The sequence below is a fragment of the Micromonospora sp. NBC_00421 genome, from assembly GCF_036017915.1.
Classification (GTDB): domain Bacteria; phylum Actinomycetota; class Actinomycetes; order Mycobacteriales; family Micromonosporaceae; genus Micromonospora.
On record NZ_CP107929.1, the window covers coordinates 2,368,714 to 2,385,000 of the forward strand.

Annotated in this window: 13 protein-coding genes and 2 rRNA genes (1 of these 15 only partly in view); 11 read left to right on the forward strand and 4 right to left on the reverse strand. The window is 70.6% G+C overall.

Translation table 11 applies throughout. From position 1 onward, the window contains the following. The first annotated feature begins 3 nt into the window (after positions 1-3). The 11 genes from OHQ87_RS10260 (at position 4) to OHQ87_RS10310 (ending at position 11,801) form a co-directional block, all read left to right on the forward strand. Complete coding sequence (locus OHQ87_RS10260) at positions 4-831, forward strand: SDR family NAD(P)-dependent oxidoreductase (RefSeq protein WP_328347241.1); 828 nt, start codon at positions 4-6, stop codon at positions 829-831. 60 nt (positions 832-891) lie between these two features. After that, positions 892-1,731: a class I SAM-dependent methyltransferase gene (locus tag OHQ87_RS10265; protein ID WP_328347242.1), complete on the forward strand. Its 840-nt coding sequence runs from the start codon at positions 892-894 to the stop codon at positions 1,729-1,731. 32 nt (positions 1,732-1,763) lie between these two features. After that, positions 1,764-2,639, forward strand: a complete 876-nt coding sequence (locus OHQ87_RS10270; protein ID WP_328347244.1) for a family 3 encapsulin nanocompartment shell protein — start codon at positions 1,764-1,766, stop codon at positions 2,637-2,639. A gap of 12 nt (positions 2,640-2,651) precedes the next feature. After that, the gene (locus tag OHQ87_RS10275) at positions 2,652-3,950 is read left to right on the forward strand and encodes an NAD(P)/FAD-dependent oxidoreductase (RefSeq protein WP_328347246.1); all 1,299 of its coding nucleotides are present in this window, start codon (positions 2,652-2,654) and stop codon (positions 3,948-3,950) included. After that, complete coding sequence (locus OHQ87_RS10280; RefSeq protein WP_328347248.1) at positions 3,947-4,648, forward strand: aspartate/glutamate racemase family protein; 702 nt, start codon at positions 3,947-3,949, stop codon at positions 4,646-4,648. Before OHQ87_RS10275 ends, OHQ87_RS10280 begins: the two co-directional genes overlap by 4 nt. Before the next feature lie 302 nt (positions 4,649-4,950). Further along, positions 4,951-7,566: a class III lanthionine synthetase LanKC gene (lanKC, locus tag OHQ87_RS10285; RefSeq protein WP_328347250.1), complete on the forward strand. Its 2,616-nt coding sequence runs from the start codon at positions 4,951-4,953 to the stop codon at positions 7,564-7,566. A 70-nt stretch (positions 7,567-7,636) separates the two neighbouring features. Next, a complete protein-coding gene (locus tag OHQ87_RS10290; protein ID WP_328347252.1) occupies positions 7,637-7,756 on the forward strand; it encodes a SapB/AmfS family lanthipeptide in 120 nt (39 codons plus the stop codon). A 91-nt stretch (positions 7,757-7,847) separates the two neighbouring features. After that, positions 7,848-7,967, forward strand: coding sequence for a SapB/AmfS family lanthipeptide (locus OHQ87_RS10295; protein ID WP_107155630.1), 120 nt, complete (start codon positions 7,848-7,850; stop codon positions 7,965-7,967). A gap of 76 nt (positions 7,968-8,043) precedes the next feature. Next, positions 8,044-8,163, forward strand: coding sequence for a SapB/AmfS family lanthipeptide (locus OHQ87_RS10300; protein ID WP_067312693.1), 120 nt, complete (start codon positions 8,044-8,046; stop codon positions 8,161-8,163). A gap of 72 nt (positions 8,164-8,235) precedes the next feature. Continuing rightward, on the forward strand, positions 8,236-9,903 hold the full coding sequence (locus OHQ87_RS10305) for an ABC transporter ATP-binding protein (RefSeq protein WP_328347260.1): 1,668 nt from the start codon (positions 8,236-8,238) through the stop codon (positions 9,901-9,903). Continuing rightward, positions 9,900-11,801: an ABC transporter ATP-binding protein gene (locus tag OHQ87_RS10310; RefSeq protein WP_328347262.1), complete on the forward strand. Its 1,902-nt coding sequence runs from the start codon at positions 9,900-9,902 to the stop codon at positions 11,799-11,801. The genes OHQ87_RS10305 and OHQ87_RS10310 overlap by 4 nt, the downstream gene beginning before the upstream one ends. Here the strand turns inward: OHQ87_RS10310 and OHQ87_RS10315 are convergent. The 4 genes from OHQ87_RS10315 to OHQ87_RS10330 all read right to left on the reverse strand — a co-directional run. Then, the gene (locus OHQ87_RS10315; RefSeq protein ID WP_328347264.1) at positions 11,731-12,483 is read right to left on the reverse strand and encodes a response regulator transcription factor; all 753 of its coding nucleotides are present in this window, start codon (positions 12,481-12,483) and stop codon (positions 11,731-11,733) included. The genes OHQ87_RS10310 and OHQ87_RS10315 overlap by 71 nt on opposite strands. Positions 12,484-12,592: 109 nt before the next feature. After that, positions 12,593-13,183 (reverse strand): response regulator transcription factor, encoded by a 591-nt coding sequence (locus OHQ87_RS10320; RefSeq protein WP_328347266.1) that lies wholly within the window; start codon positions 13,181-13,183, stop codon positions 12,593-12,595. Between the two features lie 233 nt (positions 13,184-13,416). Continuing rightward, positions 13,417-13,533 (reverse strand): 5S ribosomal RNA (rrf, locus tag OHQ87_RS10325). Positions 13,534-13,628: 95 nt separating this feature from the next. After that, positions 13,629-16,287: ribosomal RNA gene (locus OHQ87_RS10330) — 23S ribosomal RNA — on the reverse strand (it continues 450 nt past the right edge of the window).

A 16,287-nucleotide genomic window follows, 5' to 3' on the forward strand; every position in this document is an offset into this window, starting at 1 on the left:
GGCGTGGATCTCGGGCTCAAGGGGCGGGTGGCCCTGGTCGCGGGGGGTTCCAGCGGCATCGGGTTGGCCTGTGCGAAGGAGTTCGCCGCCGAGGGCGCCCAGGTGGCGATCTGTGGCCGCGACCCGGAGCGGCTGGCCGCCGCCGAACGCGAGCTGGCGCAGGTGGCGACCGGTCGGGTCAGCGCCACCAGCGTGGACCTCACCGACCCCGACGCGGCCCGCCGCTGGGTCGACGCGGTCGCCGCCGACCTGGGCGGGGTGCACGTGCTGGTGGCCGGCGGCGGCAGCCCACCGGTCGGCACCGCCACCGGTTTCGACGTCGAGGACTACCGGTCCGCCGTGGACCGGGTGCTGCTGCCGGCGGTGGCGCTGGCCACGGCCGCGTTGCCGCACCTGCGGGCCGCCGGCTGGGGGCGGTTGCTCTTCGTCGCCTCCGAGACCGCCTGCGTGCCGATCGGGCCGCTGGTGCTGTCCGGGGTGACCCGGGCGGCCCTGGTCCGCTTCGCCCAGGGCCTCGCCGTCGATGTCGGCCGGGACGGGATCACCGTCAACGTGCTGGCCCCGGGCGGGGTGCGGACCCCGCCGATGGAACGCGCTGCGGCCCGGCTCGCCACCGACGGCGACGTGGAGGCCCGGCTGCGGGCGATGGGGCACCACAGCGCGCTGGGCCGGCTGGCCCGGCCGGACGAGGTGGCCGCGGTGGCCGCCTTCCTGGCCAGCGAGCGGGCCTCGTTCGTCACCGCCGGAGTGCACCTGATCGACGGCGGGGCGGCGGCGACCGGCCCGGAGCTGCCCCACCTGACCGGGGTCCGCAAGGACACCTACGCCTGACCCCCGCCCGGCCCACGCCGGCCCGACGTCTGCCCCTCGCGCACGAAGGAGTGCCCGCATATGTCCACGACCAGCCAGTTCACCGAACGGGACGTCTCCGAGTTCTTCGACCAGACCACCCAGACCTACCTCAGCTTCTGGGACAGCGAGGGGGTGCTGCACACCGGTTACTTCGCCGGAGACGACGACACCGACTACCCGGCGGCGGCGGACCGGACCTCCGACCTGCTCGCCACCGACGCCGGCATCGACGCCTCCTCGACGGTGCTGGACGTCGGCTGCGGCTGCGGCAACTTCCTGCTGCGGCTGGCCGGGCGCACCGGTTGCCGGGGCGAGGGGCTGGACCTGAGCATCGAGCGGGTCCGGTTCGCCCAGGGCAAGCTCGCCGAGCGCGGCGACGGGCTGCCGATCGCCTTCCGGCACGGCTCGGCCACCGCCATGCCGTACGACGACGGCAGCTTCAGCCACGTGGTCAGCCAGGACGCGCTGTTCCTGGTGCCGGACAAGGCGCGCAGCCACGCGGAGATGTTCCGGGTGCTCGCCCCCGGCGGGACGCTGGCCGTCACCGACTTCCTGCAACCCGTCGCCGAGATCGGCGAGGCGGCCCGCCGGCACGTCTACGACCGGGTGCGGTGGAGCAGCGGCTACTCCCTCGACGGCTACCGGGAGGCGTTGATGGCAGCCGGGTTCGAGGTGACCGTCGCCCGCAGTCTGGACGGCCACATCCGGCAGACGTACCGGGTGCTCGGGGAGACCGCCCGGCAGCGGGCCGCCGCCACCGACGACGAGGCGGCCCGGCAGTGGATCCTCGGTTTCGCCGCCTCCTGCGACGAGATCCAGGCCGCGATCGACAGGGGCGAGTTCGGTTGGGGCCTGTTCGTCGCCCGCAAGCCGGCCTGACCCGCACACCGCACCCACCACAGGGGGAAGTCATGCAGCGCACCGACACCGTCAAGCGGACGATCGCCGAGGTCGTCGCCGAACGCCGGACCCAGATGTCGCCCGGCGGCCTGTTCGTCGAGGCGTTCGGCAAGGACGGCTTCGACACCGCCGTCGACTACGACGTCACCATCACCGACTCGCTGACCAGTTCCCGGCGCAAGCCCCGCTACCCGTCGCGCAACGTGCTCAAGGTGGTGGACCTGTCCCGTGAGCCGCAGGAGTTCTACTGGCACGAGAGCCCGCCGCGCCCCGGTGACCCGGCCGTGGACGGCGCGGACCTGCGCCGGGAGGCCGCCAACCACTTCCACCGCTCCCCCATTCCGGAGCTGCTGACGACCCGGGCCTGGGTGCAGGTGCCCGACGAGTTGTGGCACGACCCGGTCGGTTTCGCCCAGTTCATCGACTACCGGCTGGTGGTGCGGCTGGCCACCGCCGAGAACCACACCATCCTGCGCGGCGAGGGCGGGCTGCTGAACATGCCGCAGCTCGGCCGGCTCACCGACCCCGCGCCGTTCGCCTCGACCATCCTGGCCGCCTGCAACGAGGTGGAGCAGATGGGCAGCACCGCCGACGGGCTGATCATCAACCCGGCGGACTACTACCGGCTGCTCGGCGAGGGCCACCTGCTGCGCGACGTGGAGGACAACGGCGTCTTCATCGTCCGGACCCGGCTGGTCGACCCGGGCACCGCTATCGTCGGCGACTTCGGTCACGGCGCGGTGCTCTTCGACGCCGGCCGGTCGAACATCCGGTTCGCCGAGCCGCCGCCGGGGACCTTCGCCGAGCCGGGTCGGGCGTTGTGCGCCGAGATCTGGGAGCGGGTCGTAGTCAACCTGCCCACCTGCTTCTTCGTCGTCACCCTGTAGGCGGGGGTCGACATGTCGACGACGCCCGCGCCGGGCGTACCCGGGCGGTCCGATCCCGACGTCCTGGTCGTCGGCGCGGGCGTGGCCGGGCTGTTCTGCGCCTGGTTCCTGCGCCGGGCCGGGCTGACCGTGACAGTGGTGGACCGGGGCGAGGTCGGTGACCCGGCCGCCTGCTCGTCGGGGAACACCGGCTTCGTCGGCACCCAGGGTGCCGCGCCGCTGGCCGAGCCGGGCGTGCCGGCCAAGGGGCTGCGCTGGTTGCTCGACCCGCAGAGCCCGTTCCACGTCCGGCCCCGGCTCGACCGGGAGCTGCTGACCTGGCTGTGGCACTTCCGCCGGCACTGCACCGAGCGGCAGGCCCGCGCCGGCTTCGAGGTGCTGCTCGACCTCAAACAGCGCAGCCTGGCCATCCTGCGAGAGGTCTGCGCGCACGACGAGCTGGCCGGCACCCTCACCGCCCGTGGCATGCTGCTGGCCTGCCGGACCCCCGAGGGGTACGCGCAGGCGCGGGCGACGGTGCCGGCGGCGGTGGCCCGGGGGGTGCCGCTGCGCACCCTGGACCCGGCGGAGCTGGCCCGGCTGCAACCGGGCGTGGAGTTCACCGTCGCCGGGGCGCTGCTCAACGAGGAGGGCGCCGCGCTGCACATCCCGGCGTTCCTGGTCGCCTTCGCCCGCCTGTTGCGCGCCACCGGGGTGGAGATCCTCACCGACACCGAGGTACGCGGCTTCGACACCGTCGACAGGCGGGTCCGCGCGGTGCGTACCAGCCGGGGTGACCTGCGGCCCGGCGAGGTGGTGCTCGCCGCCGGGGTGTGGTCGGCGGCCTGCGCCCGACAGCTCGGCGTCGGCCTGCTGCTGCAACCCGCCAAGGGGTACGCGGTGACAGTCGACTCCGGACCGGCCACACCGACGCTGCCGGTCCTGCTCAGCGAGGGAAAGGTGGCGGTCATGCCGTTGGGGGAACGGGTCCGGCTCGCCGGAACGCTGGAGCTGACCGGCCTGGACACCACCGTGTCCCCGCGCCGGGTGGAGGGGATCCTGCGCACCGTGCGGTCGTACCTGCCGGCACTGGACACCGGCGGTCGGGTGCAGGTGTGGACCGGGCTGCGGCCGTGCACCCCGGACAGCCTGCCGTTGATCGGCCGGCTGGGGTCGTACCGCAACGTCAGCGTCGCCACCGGGCACGGGCACATCGGGATGGGGTTGGCCCCGGCCGGTGGCCGGCTGCTCGCCCAGCTCGTCACCGGTGCGCCCCCGGACGTGCCGGTGGCGACGTTCGCGGTGGACCGGCACCGTCGGGGGCACCGGTGAGCGCCCCGGCGATCGGGGTGCTCTGCCTGCAGACCACCTTCGACAAGATTCCCGGGCACATCCGCAACCCGGCGACCTTCGACTTCCCGGTGGTGTACCGGGTCGTCGAGGGGGCCACCCCGCAACGGCTGGTCCGCGAGGCCGACCCGACCCTGCTGGAGCCGTTCGTCACCGCCGCCCGCGACCTCCAGGCCGCCGGGGTCGCCGCGATCACCGGGGCGTGCGGGTTCCTGGTGCTGTTCCAGGCCGAGCTGGCCGCCGCCGTGGACGTGCCGCTGCACTCGTCGAGCCTGCTGCAACTGCCGATGGTGCACCGGATGCTCGGCCCGCACCGGGCGGTCGGCGTGCTGACCGCCGACGCCACGGCGCTGACCCCCCGGCACCTGGCCGCGATCGGGGCGCAGGAGGTGCCGATCCGGGTGGCCGGGATGGCCGACGCCCCGGAGTTCCGCGAGGTGATGCTGGAGGGCCGGCGCGACGCCCTCGACGTCGACCGGTTGGCGGCCGAGGTGGTGGCGCGGGCGGACGCCCTGGCCGGGCCGGATCTCGGGGCGGTGGTCATCGAGTGCACCGACCTGGTGCCGTTCGCGCACCTGATCCAGGCCCGGCTCGGGGTGCCGGTCTACGACATAGTCACCCTCACCACCATGGTGCACGCCGGCCTGGCCCGCCGCCCGTACGCCGACCGCCGCCGGTAACCGCACCGCCCGTCCCACCGGTCGGCAGGGTCCACTCCGGACCCTGCCGACCGGCGGATTTTTGTGCCCGCCACCACGTCCCGCCCCGCACGCCCGGTCGCCCCTGCCCGCCGGGCGGTGTTCGCCTGCGCCGGGCGTCAGCCGATCCGCAGGTGATGCCGTATTCACGATTTCAAACTCCGCCATTGTCACGAGTTTCCGGCCGGAATCTCACCGTGGGTCGATGACGCATCACACTGTGCCCGGATGGCCGCCGATTGCAGGATTGACATCAACCGATCAGGTGATGGGAGGCAGCCGAGATGGACGACAGATACGACTCGTACTGCGCGGTCGACCCGCTCTTCTACGACTCGTTGTCCAGCGCGAGCGCCACCGCCACCGGCACCGGTTACGCCGCCGACCGCCCGCAGCCCGCCGGCTGGGAGTCCGAGGTCAAGGACGACTGGCTGATCCACGCCCCGATCGGCGGCAGCCTGCCCGCCCAGGGTTGGAAGATCCACGTCTCGGCCCGGCTGGACAACGCCGAGCGGGTGCTGGCCCAGGTGATGGAGTACTGCCAGCCACGCGGCATCCCGTTCAAGCACCTGCGCGGCCCCCGGATGCTGCTGATGCGTAACAGCAAGTACGCCCGTCGGGGCGGCAGCGGCAAGTTCGTCACCATCTACCCGCGCGACGACGCCGAGCTGGAGCTGACCGCCAAGGAGCTGGCGGTGCTGCTCGACGGCGAGCAGGGGCCCTACATCCTGAGCGACCTGCGCTACGGCGACGGCCCGGTCTACCTGCGCTACGGCGGTTTCGCCGCCCGCTACTGCCTCTCCGCCGAGGGCCAGGTGGTGCCGGCCATCGAGGACGCCACCGGCACGCTGGTGCCCGACCGCCGCGACCCGGTGTTCCACCTGCCCGACTGGGTCACCCTGCCCGACTTCCTCGCCCCGCACCTGGCCGCCCGCAACGCCGCCAGCACCACCGAACTGCCGTACCGGATCGAGAAGGTCATCCACTTCTCCAACGGCGGCGGCCTGTACGAGGCCCGGGACACCCGTACCGACGAGCGGGTGGTGTTGAAGGAGGCCCGCCCGTACGCCGGCCTGGACGCCACCGGGGCGGACGCGGTGACCCGGCTGCGCCGGGAGGCCACCGTGCTGCGCCAGCTCGCCGACGTGCCGCACCTGGTCCGGGTGCACGACGAGTTCAGCTTCGGCGGGCACGAGTTCCTGGCCCTGGCCTACGTCGAGGGCAGCCCGCTCAACCAGCTCGTCGTGCAGCGCTACCCGCTGGTGCATCCGGACGCAGACCGGGCCGACTACACCCGTTGGGCGCTGGACGTGCACCGGCAGGTCGCCGAGGCGGTCGAGGCCATCCACGCGCACGGCATCGTCTACGGCGACCTGCACATGTTCAACATCATGGTCGGCGACGACGGCGCGGTCACCCTGATCGACTTCGAGGTCGCCGCGCCGGCCGCCGACGCGAGCCGACCGGCGCTGCGCAACCAGGCGTTCGCCGCGCCCCGCGACCGGGTCGGCTTCGACGTCGACAGGTACGCGCTGGCCTGCCTGCGACTGGCCCTGTTCCTGCCACTGACCGCGATGCTGCGGCTGGACCCGGCGAAGGCGGCGCACCTGGCCGACGTGGTGTCCGAGAATTTCCCGGTCGACCGGACGGTGCTCGATGAGACCGTCGCGGTGATCGTCGGCGAACCACCGGCCGAGCCGACCGCCACCACGACCGCGCCGACCCCCACGAGCGGGACCGCGCCGCTGGACCCCGACGTGGTGCGGGTCGACCCGGACGACTGGCCCGGTCTGCGCGACCGGCTGGTCCGGGCGATCACCGCCAGCGCCACCCCGCAGCGCGACGACCGGCTCTTCCCCGGCGACATCCGGCAGTTCAGCGGCAGCGACGGCGGGTTGAACCTCGCCCACGGCGCGGCCGGGGTGCTCTGGGCGTTGCACGCCACCGGCGCCACCGTCGACCCCCGGCACGTCCGGTGGCTCGTCGACCGGGTCCGGGAACCGGCCTCCGGCAGCCGACTCGGCTTCTTCGACGGGCTGCACGGGGTGGCGTACGTGCTGGACCTGCTCGGGCACCGCGACGAGGCCCGCCGGCTGGTCGACCGCTGTCTCGACGAACCCTGGACGGACCTCGGCAACGACCTGGTGGGCGGCCTGCCCGGGGTCGGGCTGAACCTGGCCCACTTCGCCGAGGTGACCGGCGAGTCCCGCTACGCCACCGCCGCCCGGCGGGCCGTCGACCTGGTCGTCGAGCGGCTCGGCGACGTCGACTCGGTGGCCGAGATCAGCGGCGGCCGGCACCCGTACGCGGGACTGATGCGCGGCGGCGCCGGGGCGGCCCTGCTGCTGCTGCGCCAGCACGAGCGGGAACCCGACGAGCGGCTGCTCGACCACGCCGCCACCGCGCTGCGGCAGGACCTGCGCCGGTGTGTCCGCCGCGACGACGGGCACCTGGAGGTCAACGAGGGCTGGCGGACCATGCCGTACCTCGCCGAGGGCAGCGTCGGGGTGGGCCTGGTGCTCGACCAGTACCTGCGCCACCGGCCCGACGAGACCCTGCGGGAGCAGGCCGAGGCGATCCGCCGCTGCGCCGACTTCCCGTTCTACGCCCAGTCCGGCCTGTTCGCCGGCCGCGCCGGCATCGTCGCCTACCTGGCCGGCCGGGGCGAGTACGAGGTGGCCCACGCCCAGGCCCGACTGCTCGGCTGGCACGCCCTGCCGTACGCCGACGGCACCGCCTTCCCCGGCGACCAACTGTTGCGGATCTCCATGGACCTGGCCACCGGCACGGCCGGCGTGCTGGCCGCCGTGGCCGCCACCCGACCCACCGACCCGGTCCGGCTGCCGTTGCTGACCCGACGGTCCGACGGCCCGACCGGCGACACCACCCCGGCCGACTGACGGCCCACCCGCTCCCCGGGGGTCACCCCGGGGCCACCCGACCCGACTGACCACGGAAAGGAGGAATGACATGGCCCTGCTCGACCTTCAGGGGATGGAGCTGCCGGCCACCGGACGTACCGGTGGCGGGAGCCAGGCGAGTCTGCTGCTCTGCGGCGACAGCTCGCTGAGCGTCACGACCTGCAACTGAGGTGACGGTCGTCGACCCGACGGCCGACCGACCTCACCATCAGGCACCACCGTAACGACAGCGATCCACATCGACAGAAAGAGGTAAGACCATGGCTCTGCTCGACCTCCAGGGGATGGAACTGCCGGCCACCGAGCGCACCGGCGGCGGCAGCCGCGCCAGCCTGCTGCTCTGCGGCGACAGCTCGCTGAGCGTCACCACCTGCAACTGACGTGACGGTCGTCGACCCGACGACCCGACCGAGTTGACCACCAGGCACGTCCACATCGACAGAAAGAGGTAAGACAATGGCTCTGCTCGACCTCCAGGCGATGGAACTGCCGGCCACCGAGCGCACCGGCGGCGGCAGCCAGGCCAGCCTGCTGCTCTGCGGCGACAGCTCGCTGAGCGTCACCACCTGCAACTGATCGACCGGTATCGCATGGCCCCGGACCGGCACCTGCCGGTCCGGGGCCGCGCGGCGTAGGAGGGGAGGTGCGATGACGCCGGCTGACCGGCTCCTGCTGCGCGCCGTCCGTGCCGCCGGCTGGTGGACTCCGACACTGACCGTGGCCACCGTGGCCGCGACGGCGGCCGAACTGGCCCTGCCGGCGGTGCTGGGTCGGGCCGTCGACGCCGCCGTCGGCACCACGCCGCAGGCGTCCTCCGGCCGCTGGCTGGCCGCCGTCGCCGGACTGATCGCCCTGCTGGTCGTCGCCGGCGTGCTCCGCGACTACGGCACCGGCGCGGCCACCGCACGCTCGGTGGCCCACCTGCGCCACACCCTGGTGCGTCACCTGTTCGCCCTCGACCCACGCACCGCCGGCCGCCGCCCGGTGGGCGACCTGGCCGGCCGGGTCGTGGGTCAGGTCGCCGACGCCGGCCAGGCCGCCCCGACCGTGGTCACGGCCGCCACCGTGGCGTTGCCGCCGATCGGCAGCCTGGTGGCGCTCACCCTGATCGACCCGTGGCTCGGCGTCACCTTCGTGCTGGGGCTGTTGCTACTCGCCCTGCTGCTGCGCGGCTTCGTCGCCGACGCCTCCGCTGCCGTCGCCGGCTACCAGCAGGCCCAGGGCGAGCTCGCCGGCCGGCTGGTGGAGACGCTGGCCGGAGCCCGCACCATCGCCGCCGCCGGCACCGGTGACCGGGAGGTCGAGCGGGTGCTGACCCCGCTCGCCGCGCTGCACCGGCACGGCGCACGGACCTGGACGGTGCTGGCCGGAGCCGCGACCCGGGGTGCCGTGCTCAACCCGCTGCTCCAGGTGGCGATAGTCGCCGTCGGCGGGTTGTCGCTGGCCGCCGGCCGGTTGACCCCCGGGGAACTCCTGGCCGCCATCCAGTACGCCGCGCTCGGTGCCGGCCTCGGCACCGTGGTCGCCGCCCTCAACACCGCGGTCCGGGTCCGCGCCGGCTGCCGCCGGGCCGCCGACGTGCTCGCCGAACCCGCCCGGCCATACGGCACCCGTCTCCTGCCACCCGGGCCGGGCACCCTGGAACTACGCGGGGTCACCGTGCGCGACGCCGACGGCCGGCCCCTGCTCGACCGGGTGGACCTGCGGGTGCCCGGAGGCAGCCTGCTGGTCGTCGTGGGCGCCTCGGGGGCGGGCAAGTCGCTGCTCGCCGCCGTGGCCGGCCGGTTGCGCGACCCGGACGACGGCGTGGTGCTCCTGGACGGGGTGCCGCTGCCGGAGCTGACCCCGGCCACTCTGCACGCCGCGGTCGGCTACGGCTTCGAACGACCGGTGCTGGTCGGCGAGACGGTAGGCGCCGCCGTCGGGGCCGGCGCGGATCCGGTGCCGCTGGCCAGGGCCGCGGCCATCCACGACTTCGTCGAACGGCTACCCGACCGGTACGGCACCCCGCTGGCCGAGGTCGCCATGTCCGGCGGCGAACGGCAGCGGCTCGGGTTGGCCCGCGCACTGCGTGCCGAACGGCTGCTGATCCTCGACGACGCCACGTCCAGCCTGGACACCGCCACCGAGTACCAGGTGACCCGGGCGTTGACCGGGCCCGGTGACCGGCGTACCCGGGTGGTGGTCAGCCACCGGATCGGCATGGCCGCCCGCGCCGACCTGGTCGCCTGGGTGGCCGATGGGCGGGTCCGTGCCGTCGGCCCGCACCCGGGTCTCTGGGCAGACCCCGACTACCGGGAGGTGTTCCGGTCGTGAACACGGTCACCGGCGTGACCCGGGCCGCGTTACGGGCCCGGCGGGCACAGCTGTGGCGGTTGGCCGGCTGGTCGGCCGCCGAGGTGCTACCGGCGGCCCTGTCGGGGCTGCTGACCGCACACGCCGTCGACAGCGGCTTCCTGGCCGGCCGACCGGGCGTCGGGCTGGCGTGGTTGGCGCTGCTCGGGCTCGCGGTACTGGTCGGCGCGGCCGGCACCCACCGGTCGTACGCGCTGCTCGGCGACGTGGTGGAACCGTTCCGCGACGACCTGCTCCGCCGGGTGGTACGCGGCGCGGTGACCGGTGCGGCCGGCGGCCGGGCCGACGACGCGGCGGTGGCCCGGCTGACCCACCAGGTGGAGCTGGTCCGGGACACCTACGCCGGGCTGCTGATGGTGGTACGCGGCTTCCTGTTCGCCCTCGGCGCCGCCGTGCTCGGCCTGTTCTCGTTGGCCGCCCCGGTGGCCCTGGTGGTGGCGGTGCCGGTGCTGGCCGGTCTCGGCCTCTTCGCCGTGGCGTTGCCGGTGATGGTCGCCCGGCAACGGGAGTACGTGCTCTCCGACGAGCGCCTCGGCCGGGCCGTGGTGACTGCGGTGACCGGCCACCGCGACGTCTCCGCCAGCGGCACGCGGGACGAGATCACCGACTGGGTCGGCGCGTCGGTCGACGCGCAGGCCCGGGTGGAGCGACGGCTGGCCACCATGGCCGCGACCCGTGGCCTGAGCCTGGCACTGGGTGGCTGGCTGCCGGTGCCGGCGCTGCTGCTGGCCACACCGTGGCTGGTCCGCCAGGGACTGGGCCCCGGCGCGGTGCTCGGCGCCCTGGTCTACGTGACGCGCGGCGTGCAGCCGGCCCTGCACAGCCTGGTGCAGGGGGTCGCCGCCGGCGGCCTCCGCTTCGCCGTCACCCTCGATCGGCTCCTGCGCACCGCCGCGCCGCCGGCCAGCACCGCACCGTCCGTCGCCACCGACCAGACCACACCGTTCCCCGCCACCACCGACCAGGTCGCATCGCCTGTCGCCACCACCGACCAGGTCGCCGGTGCCGAGCCGGCCGGGTCGCTGCCCGGCCGCGCCACGGAACCGGCTGCCTCGGCGCTGTCGCTGCGCGGGGTGACCTTCCGGTACGGGCCACACGCCGATCCGGTGCTCGACGACCTCGACCTCGAGGTGCCGGTCGGCGACCACCTGGTGATCGTGGGGGCCAGCGGGATCGGCAAGTCCACCCTGGCGGGACTGGTCGCCGGGCTGCTGCACCCCCAGTCCGGCACGGTCCACGTCGGTGGGTCGCCGGTGGCCGGGGCCACGCCGCTGACGCTGGCCGACCGGCGGGTGCTCATCCCCCAGGAGGCGTACGTCTTCTCCGGCACGCTTCGGGAGAACCTCGACTACCTGGCTCCCGGCCTCCCCGACGACACGATCGACCGGGCGGCGGCCCGGCTGGGCCTTACCGGGCTGCTGGCCCGGCTGGGCGGCTACGACGCGCTGCTACGCCCTGCGGAACTGTCGGCGGGGGAACGCCAACAGCTGGCGCTGCTGCGGGCCTGGCTCTCCCCCGCCGCGCTGGTCATCCTCGACGAGGCAACCTGTCATCTCGACCCGGCGACCGAAGCCCGGTGGGAGAGCGCGTTCGCCGCCCGTCCGGGCACCCTGGTGGTGATCGCCCACCGGGTCAGTTCGGCGCTGCGGGCCCGGCGGGTCCTGCTGCTCGACGGCCGGACCGCGCTGCTGGACACCCACGAGGGGCTACTCGCCCGCTCGCCGGCCTATCGTGCCCTGGTCGGCTACGGCGAGACGGAACAGGAACCTGAACCTGGACCGGAGGCGGTCACAGCCAACCCGACTCGCGGGCTATCCGTACCGCTTCCCAGCGGGTCCGCGCACCGGTCTTGGCCATGATCCGCGACAGGTGGTTGCGCACCGTCCCGGCCGACAGCACCAGGCGGGCGGCGATCTCCTGCACCGGGTGCCCCTCGGCGACCACGTCGAGCACCTCCCGCTCCCGGTTGGTCAACGGGCTGTCGGCGACCTCCAACGCGGCCACCACCAGGTCCGGGTCGAGGACGACCCGCCCCTCGGCCAGCTGACGGACCCCGTCGACGATCCGGCCGGGAGGCACCTCGCGGCTGAGGAAACCGATTCGATGGCCGTGCTCGGCGAGCACCGGCCCCAGTCGGCCGGCCCGTCGCTGCTCGACCAGGACCAGTAGGGATCCCACCGGTGGGGCGGCGGGCTGCTGCGGGGACGGCTCGGTGACGGCATCCGCGCCGGCCGGACCGACTCCGGGCGGCGTCGTGGAATCCGCACCGGGCACGGCGGTGAGCGCGACGGCGGGATCGGTGGTGGAGCCCGTGGTGAAACCGGTGGTGAAGTCGGCAGCTGCCAGGCGGACCAATTCCGCCACGGTCAGCATGTCGAACTCCACCACGGCGACATCGGGGCGTTGGGCCAGGAGGGCCGCCCTCAGGTGACGCGGGCTGTCCACTTCGCCAACGATCTCGATGTCGTGTTCGGCGGAGAGCAGCTGTGCGAGCGCACCCCGGAGCAGCCCACCCTGGAGAGCGAGCAGTGTGCGGACCATAGCAACTCCCGACATATAGCCCGTGACAGCGAAATGTGTGCGGCCAGTGACGCACGGTTGAGAATTTTATTGAACTCGTAACCGGTCCGACACCCCTTCCCGCCGGTAGTCAGATCCAACCCGCGTCCTGGGCCCGCTGCACGGCCTCCCAACGGTTACGGGCACCGGTTTTGCGCAACACGACGGACAGGTGGTTGCGGACGGTCCCGGGCGCCAGATGCAGCTGGGCGGCGATCTCCTTGGTCGACAGGCCCCGGGCCGCCGCGCCGGTCACCTCACGTTCCCGCTCGTTCAACGGGTTCACCGCGGCGTCGAGGGCGGCCAGCGCGATCACCGGATCGATCATCCGTTGCCCCTCGGCGACCAACCGTAGTTGGTCAAGCAGCTCCTGCGGTGGGACATCCTTGGCGATGATCCCCCGCACCCGCGCCCCGAGTGCCCGACGCAGCACCCGGGCCGTCCGTCGGGACGTCAACACCACCACGGCGCACTCCGGTAGCCGGGCGTGCCACTGTCTGGTCAGGACGGCGGGATCCTCGATCGCGTCCAGGTCGACCAGGACCACGTGCGGCCGCCGGGTGACGACCCGGTCCGACAGGTGATGGTCCGGATCGCTCTCTCCGGCCAGCTCGAAGCCGGGTGTGGCGGACAGGACCGCCGCCAACGCGGTACGCAACAGGCCCGGCGGACCCACCACCACGACCCGAATCGTCGGCGAAGATGAATCGGATTCTGATGAACGACCCGGACCCGACGACAACTGATTATTCGTCAGTTCTTCCACTCACAACATTTTCCCGAGATAAAGCCGAATCAGTCCCGAGTGTCAGAATGACGACGAAATCGGAGCGGGTGGAAAATTGGGCTAAATGCGTCAGAGGGCAATATTCGAGTAGGCCCACCCCGTACGGGGTGGGCCTACTCGTAATGGTTGTCCGGCGGTGTCCTACTCTCCCACACCCTCCCGAGTGCAGTACCATCGGCGCTGGAGGGCTTAGCTTCCGGGTTCGGAATGTGACCGGGCGTTTCCCCTCCGCCATGACCGCCGTAACTCTATGAACATATCAACACACGCGCGGGCTGGTCGTGTGACCAGTCGGGGTGTTTGCTTGTTCAGAGTTGCACAGTGGACGCGTAGCAGCTTCGTAGTCAAGTCCTCGGCCTATTAGTACCGGTCAACTGAACCCGTTACCGGGCTTACATTTCCGGCCTATCAACCCAGTCGTCTAGCTGGGGGCCTTACCCCACCATAGGTGGGTGGGATACCTCATCTTGAAGCAGGCTTCCCGCTTAGATGCTTTCAGCGGTTATCCCTTCCGAACGTAGCTAACCAGCCGTGCCCCTGGCGGGACAACTGGCACACCAGAGGTTCGTCCGTCCCGGTCCTCTCGTACTAGGGACAGCCCTTCTCAAGTATCCTACGCGCACGGCGGATAGGGACCGAACTGTCTCACGACGTTCTAAACCCAGCTCGCGTACCGCTTTAATGGGCGAACAGCCCAACCCTTGGGACCTGCTACAGCCCCAGGATGCGACGAGCCGACATCGAGGTGCCAAACCATCCCGTCGATATGGACTCTTGGGGAAGATCAGCCTGTTATCCCCGGGGTACCTTTTATCCGTTGAGCGACACCGCTTCCACTCGCAAGTGCCGGATCACTAGTCCCGACTTTCGTCCCTGCTCGACCTGTCAGTCTCACAGTCAAGCTCCCTTGTGTACTTGCACTCAACACCTGATTGCCAACCAGGCTGAGGGAACCTTTGGGCGCCTCCGTTACCCTTTAGGAGGCAACCGCCCCAGTTAAACTACCCACCAGACACTGTCCCTGAACCGGATAACGGTCCGAAGTTAGATACCCAAATCAACCAGAGTGGTATTTCAAGATTGCCTCCACCCATACTGGCGTACAGGTTTCACTGGCTCCCACCTATCCTACACAAGCCCATTCAGATACCAATGTCAAGCTATAGTAAAGGTCCCGGGGTCTTTCCGTCCTGCCGCGCGTAACGAGCATCTTTACTCGTACTGCAATTTCGCCGGGCCTGTGGTTGAGACAGTGGGGAAGTCGTTACGCCATTCGTGCAGGTCGGAACTTACCCGACAAGGAATTTCGCTACCTTAGGATGGTTATAGTTACCACCGCCGTTTACTGGCGCTTAAGTTCTCCGCCTCGCCCCGAAAGGCTAACAGGTCCCCTTAACGTTCCAGCACCGGGCAGGCGTCAGTCCATATACATCGAATTACTTCTTCGCATGGACCTGTGTTTTTAGTAAACAGTCGCTTCCCCCTGCTCTCTGCGGCCATACAACGCTCCACCCGCATGGGGCTTCACGTCTCCGGCCCCCCTTCTCCCTAAGTTACGGGGGCAATTTGCCGAGTTCCTTAACCACAGTTCGCCCGATCGCCTCGGTATTCTCTACCTGACCACCTGTGTCGGTTTGGGGTACGGGCCGCTAAGAACTCGCTAGAGGCTTTTCTCGGCAGCATAGGATCACTGACTTCACCTGAATCGGCTCGGCATCACGTCTCAGCCCTGTGCACCGCGGATTTGCCTACGGCACGGCCTACACGCTTACCCCGGCACAACCACCGGCCGGGCTCAGCTACCTTCCTGCGTCACCCCATCGCTTGACTACTACCTACCAGGTTCCCACGCTCCCCGTTCTTGGTCCGAAGACCGCCAACAGTTCGGGCAGTTAGCACAATAAGGTTCATCACGGGCGCTCTTTCGCGGGTACGGGAATATCAACCCGTTGTCCATCGACTACGCCTCTCGGCCTCGCCTTAGGTCCCGACTCACCCAGGGCGGATTAGCCTGGCCCTGGAACCCTTGGTCATCCGGCGGAAGGGTTTCTCACCCTTCTTTCGCTACTCATGCCTGCATTCTCACTCGTGCCGCGTCCACAACTGGGTCACCCCGCTGCTTCACCCCCGGCACGACGCTCCCCTACCCATCCACACACCTGCACCAGATATCAAGACCTGGCGAAGTATCATGTGAATGCCACAGCTTCGGCGGTGTGCTTGAGCCCCGCTACATTGTCGGCGCGGAACCACTTGACCAGTGAGCTATTACGCACTCTTTAAAGGATGGCTGCTTCTAAGCCAACCTCCTGGTTGTCTATGCGACCCCACATCCTTTTCCACTTAGCACACGCTTAGGGGCCTTAGCTGGTGATCTGGGCTGTTTCCCTCTCGACTACGAAGCTTATCCCCCGCAGTCTCACTGCCGCGCTCTCACTTACCGGCATTCGGAGTTTGGCTGATTTCGGTAAGCTTGTGGGCCCCCTAGACCATCCAGTGCTCTACCTCCGGCAAGAAACACGCGACGCTGCACCTAAATGCATTTCGGGGAGAACCAGCTATCACGGAGTTTGATTGGCCTTTCACCCCTAACCACAGGTCATCCCCCAACTTTTCAACGTTGGTGGGTTCGGCCCTCCACGCGGTCTTACCCGCGCTTCAGCCTGCCCATGGCTAGATCACTCCGCTTCGGGTCTAGAACATGCGACTACGACGCCCTATTCAGACTCGCTTTCGCTACGGCTCCCCCACACGGGTTAACCTCGCCACATGCCACTAACTCGCAGGCTCATTCTTCAAAAGGCACGCCGTCACCCCGCAAGGCTCCGACGGATTGTAGGCGAACGGTTTCAGGTACTATTTCACTCCCCTCCCGGGGTACTTTTCACCATTCCCTCACGGTACTCGTCCGCTATCGGTCACCAGGAAGTATTTAGGCTTACCAGGTGGTCCTGGCAGATTCACGGCAGATTTCAGGGGTCCGCCGCTACTCGGGAACA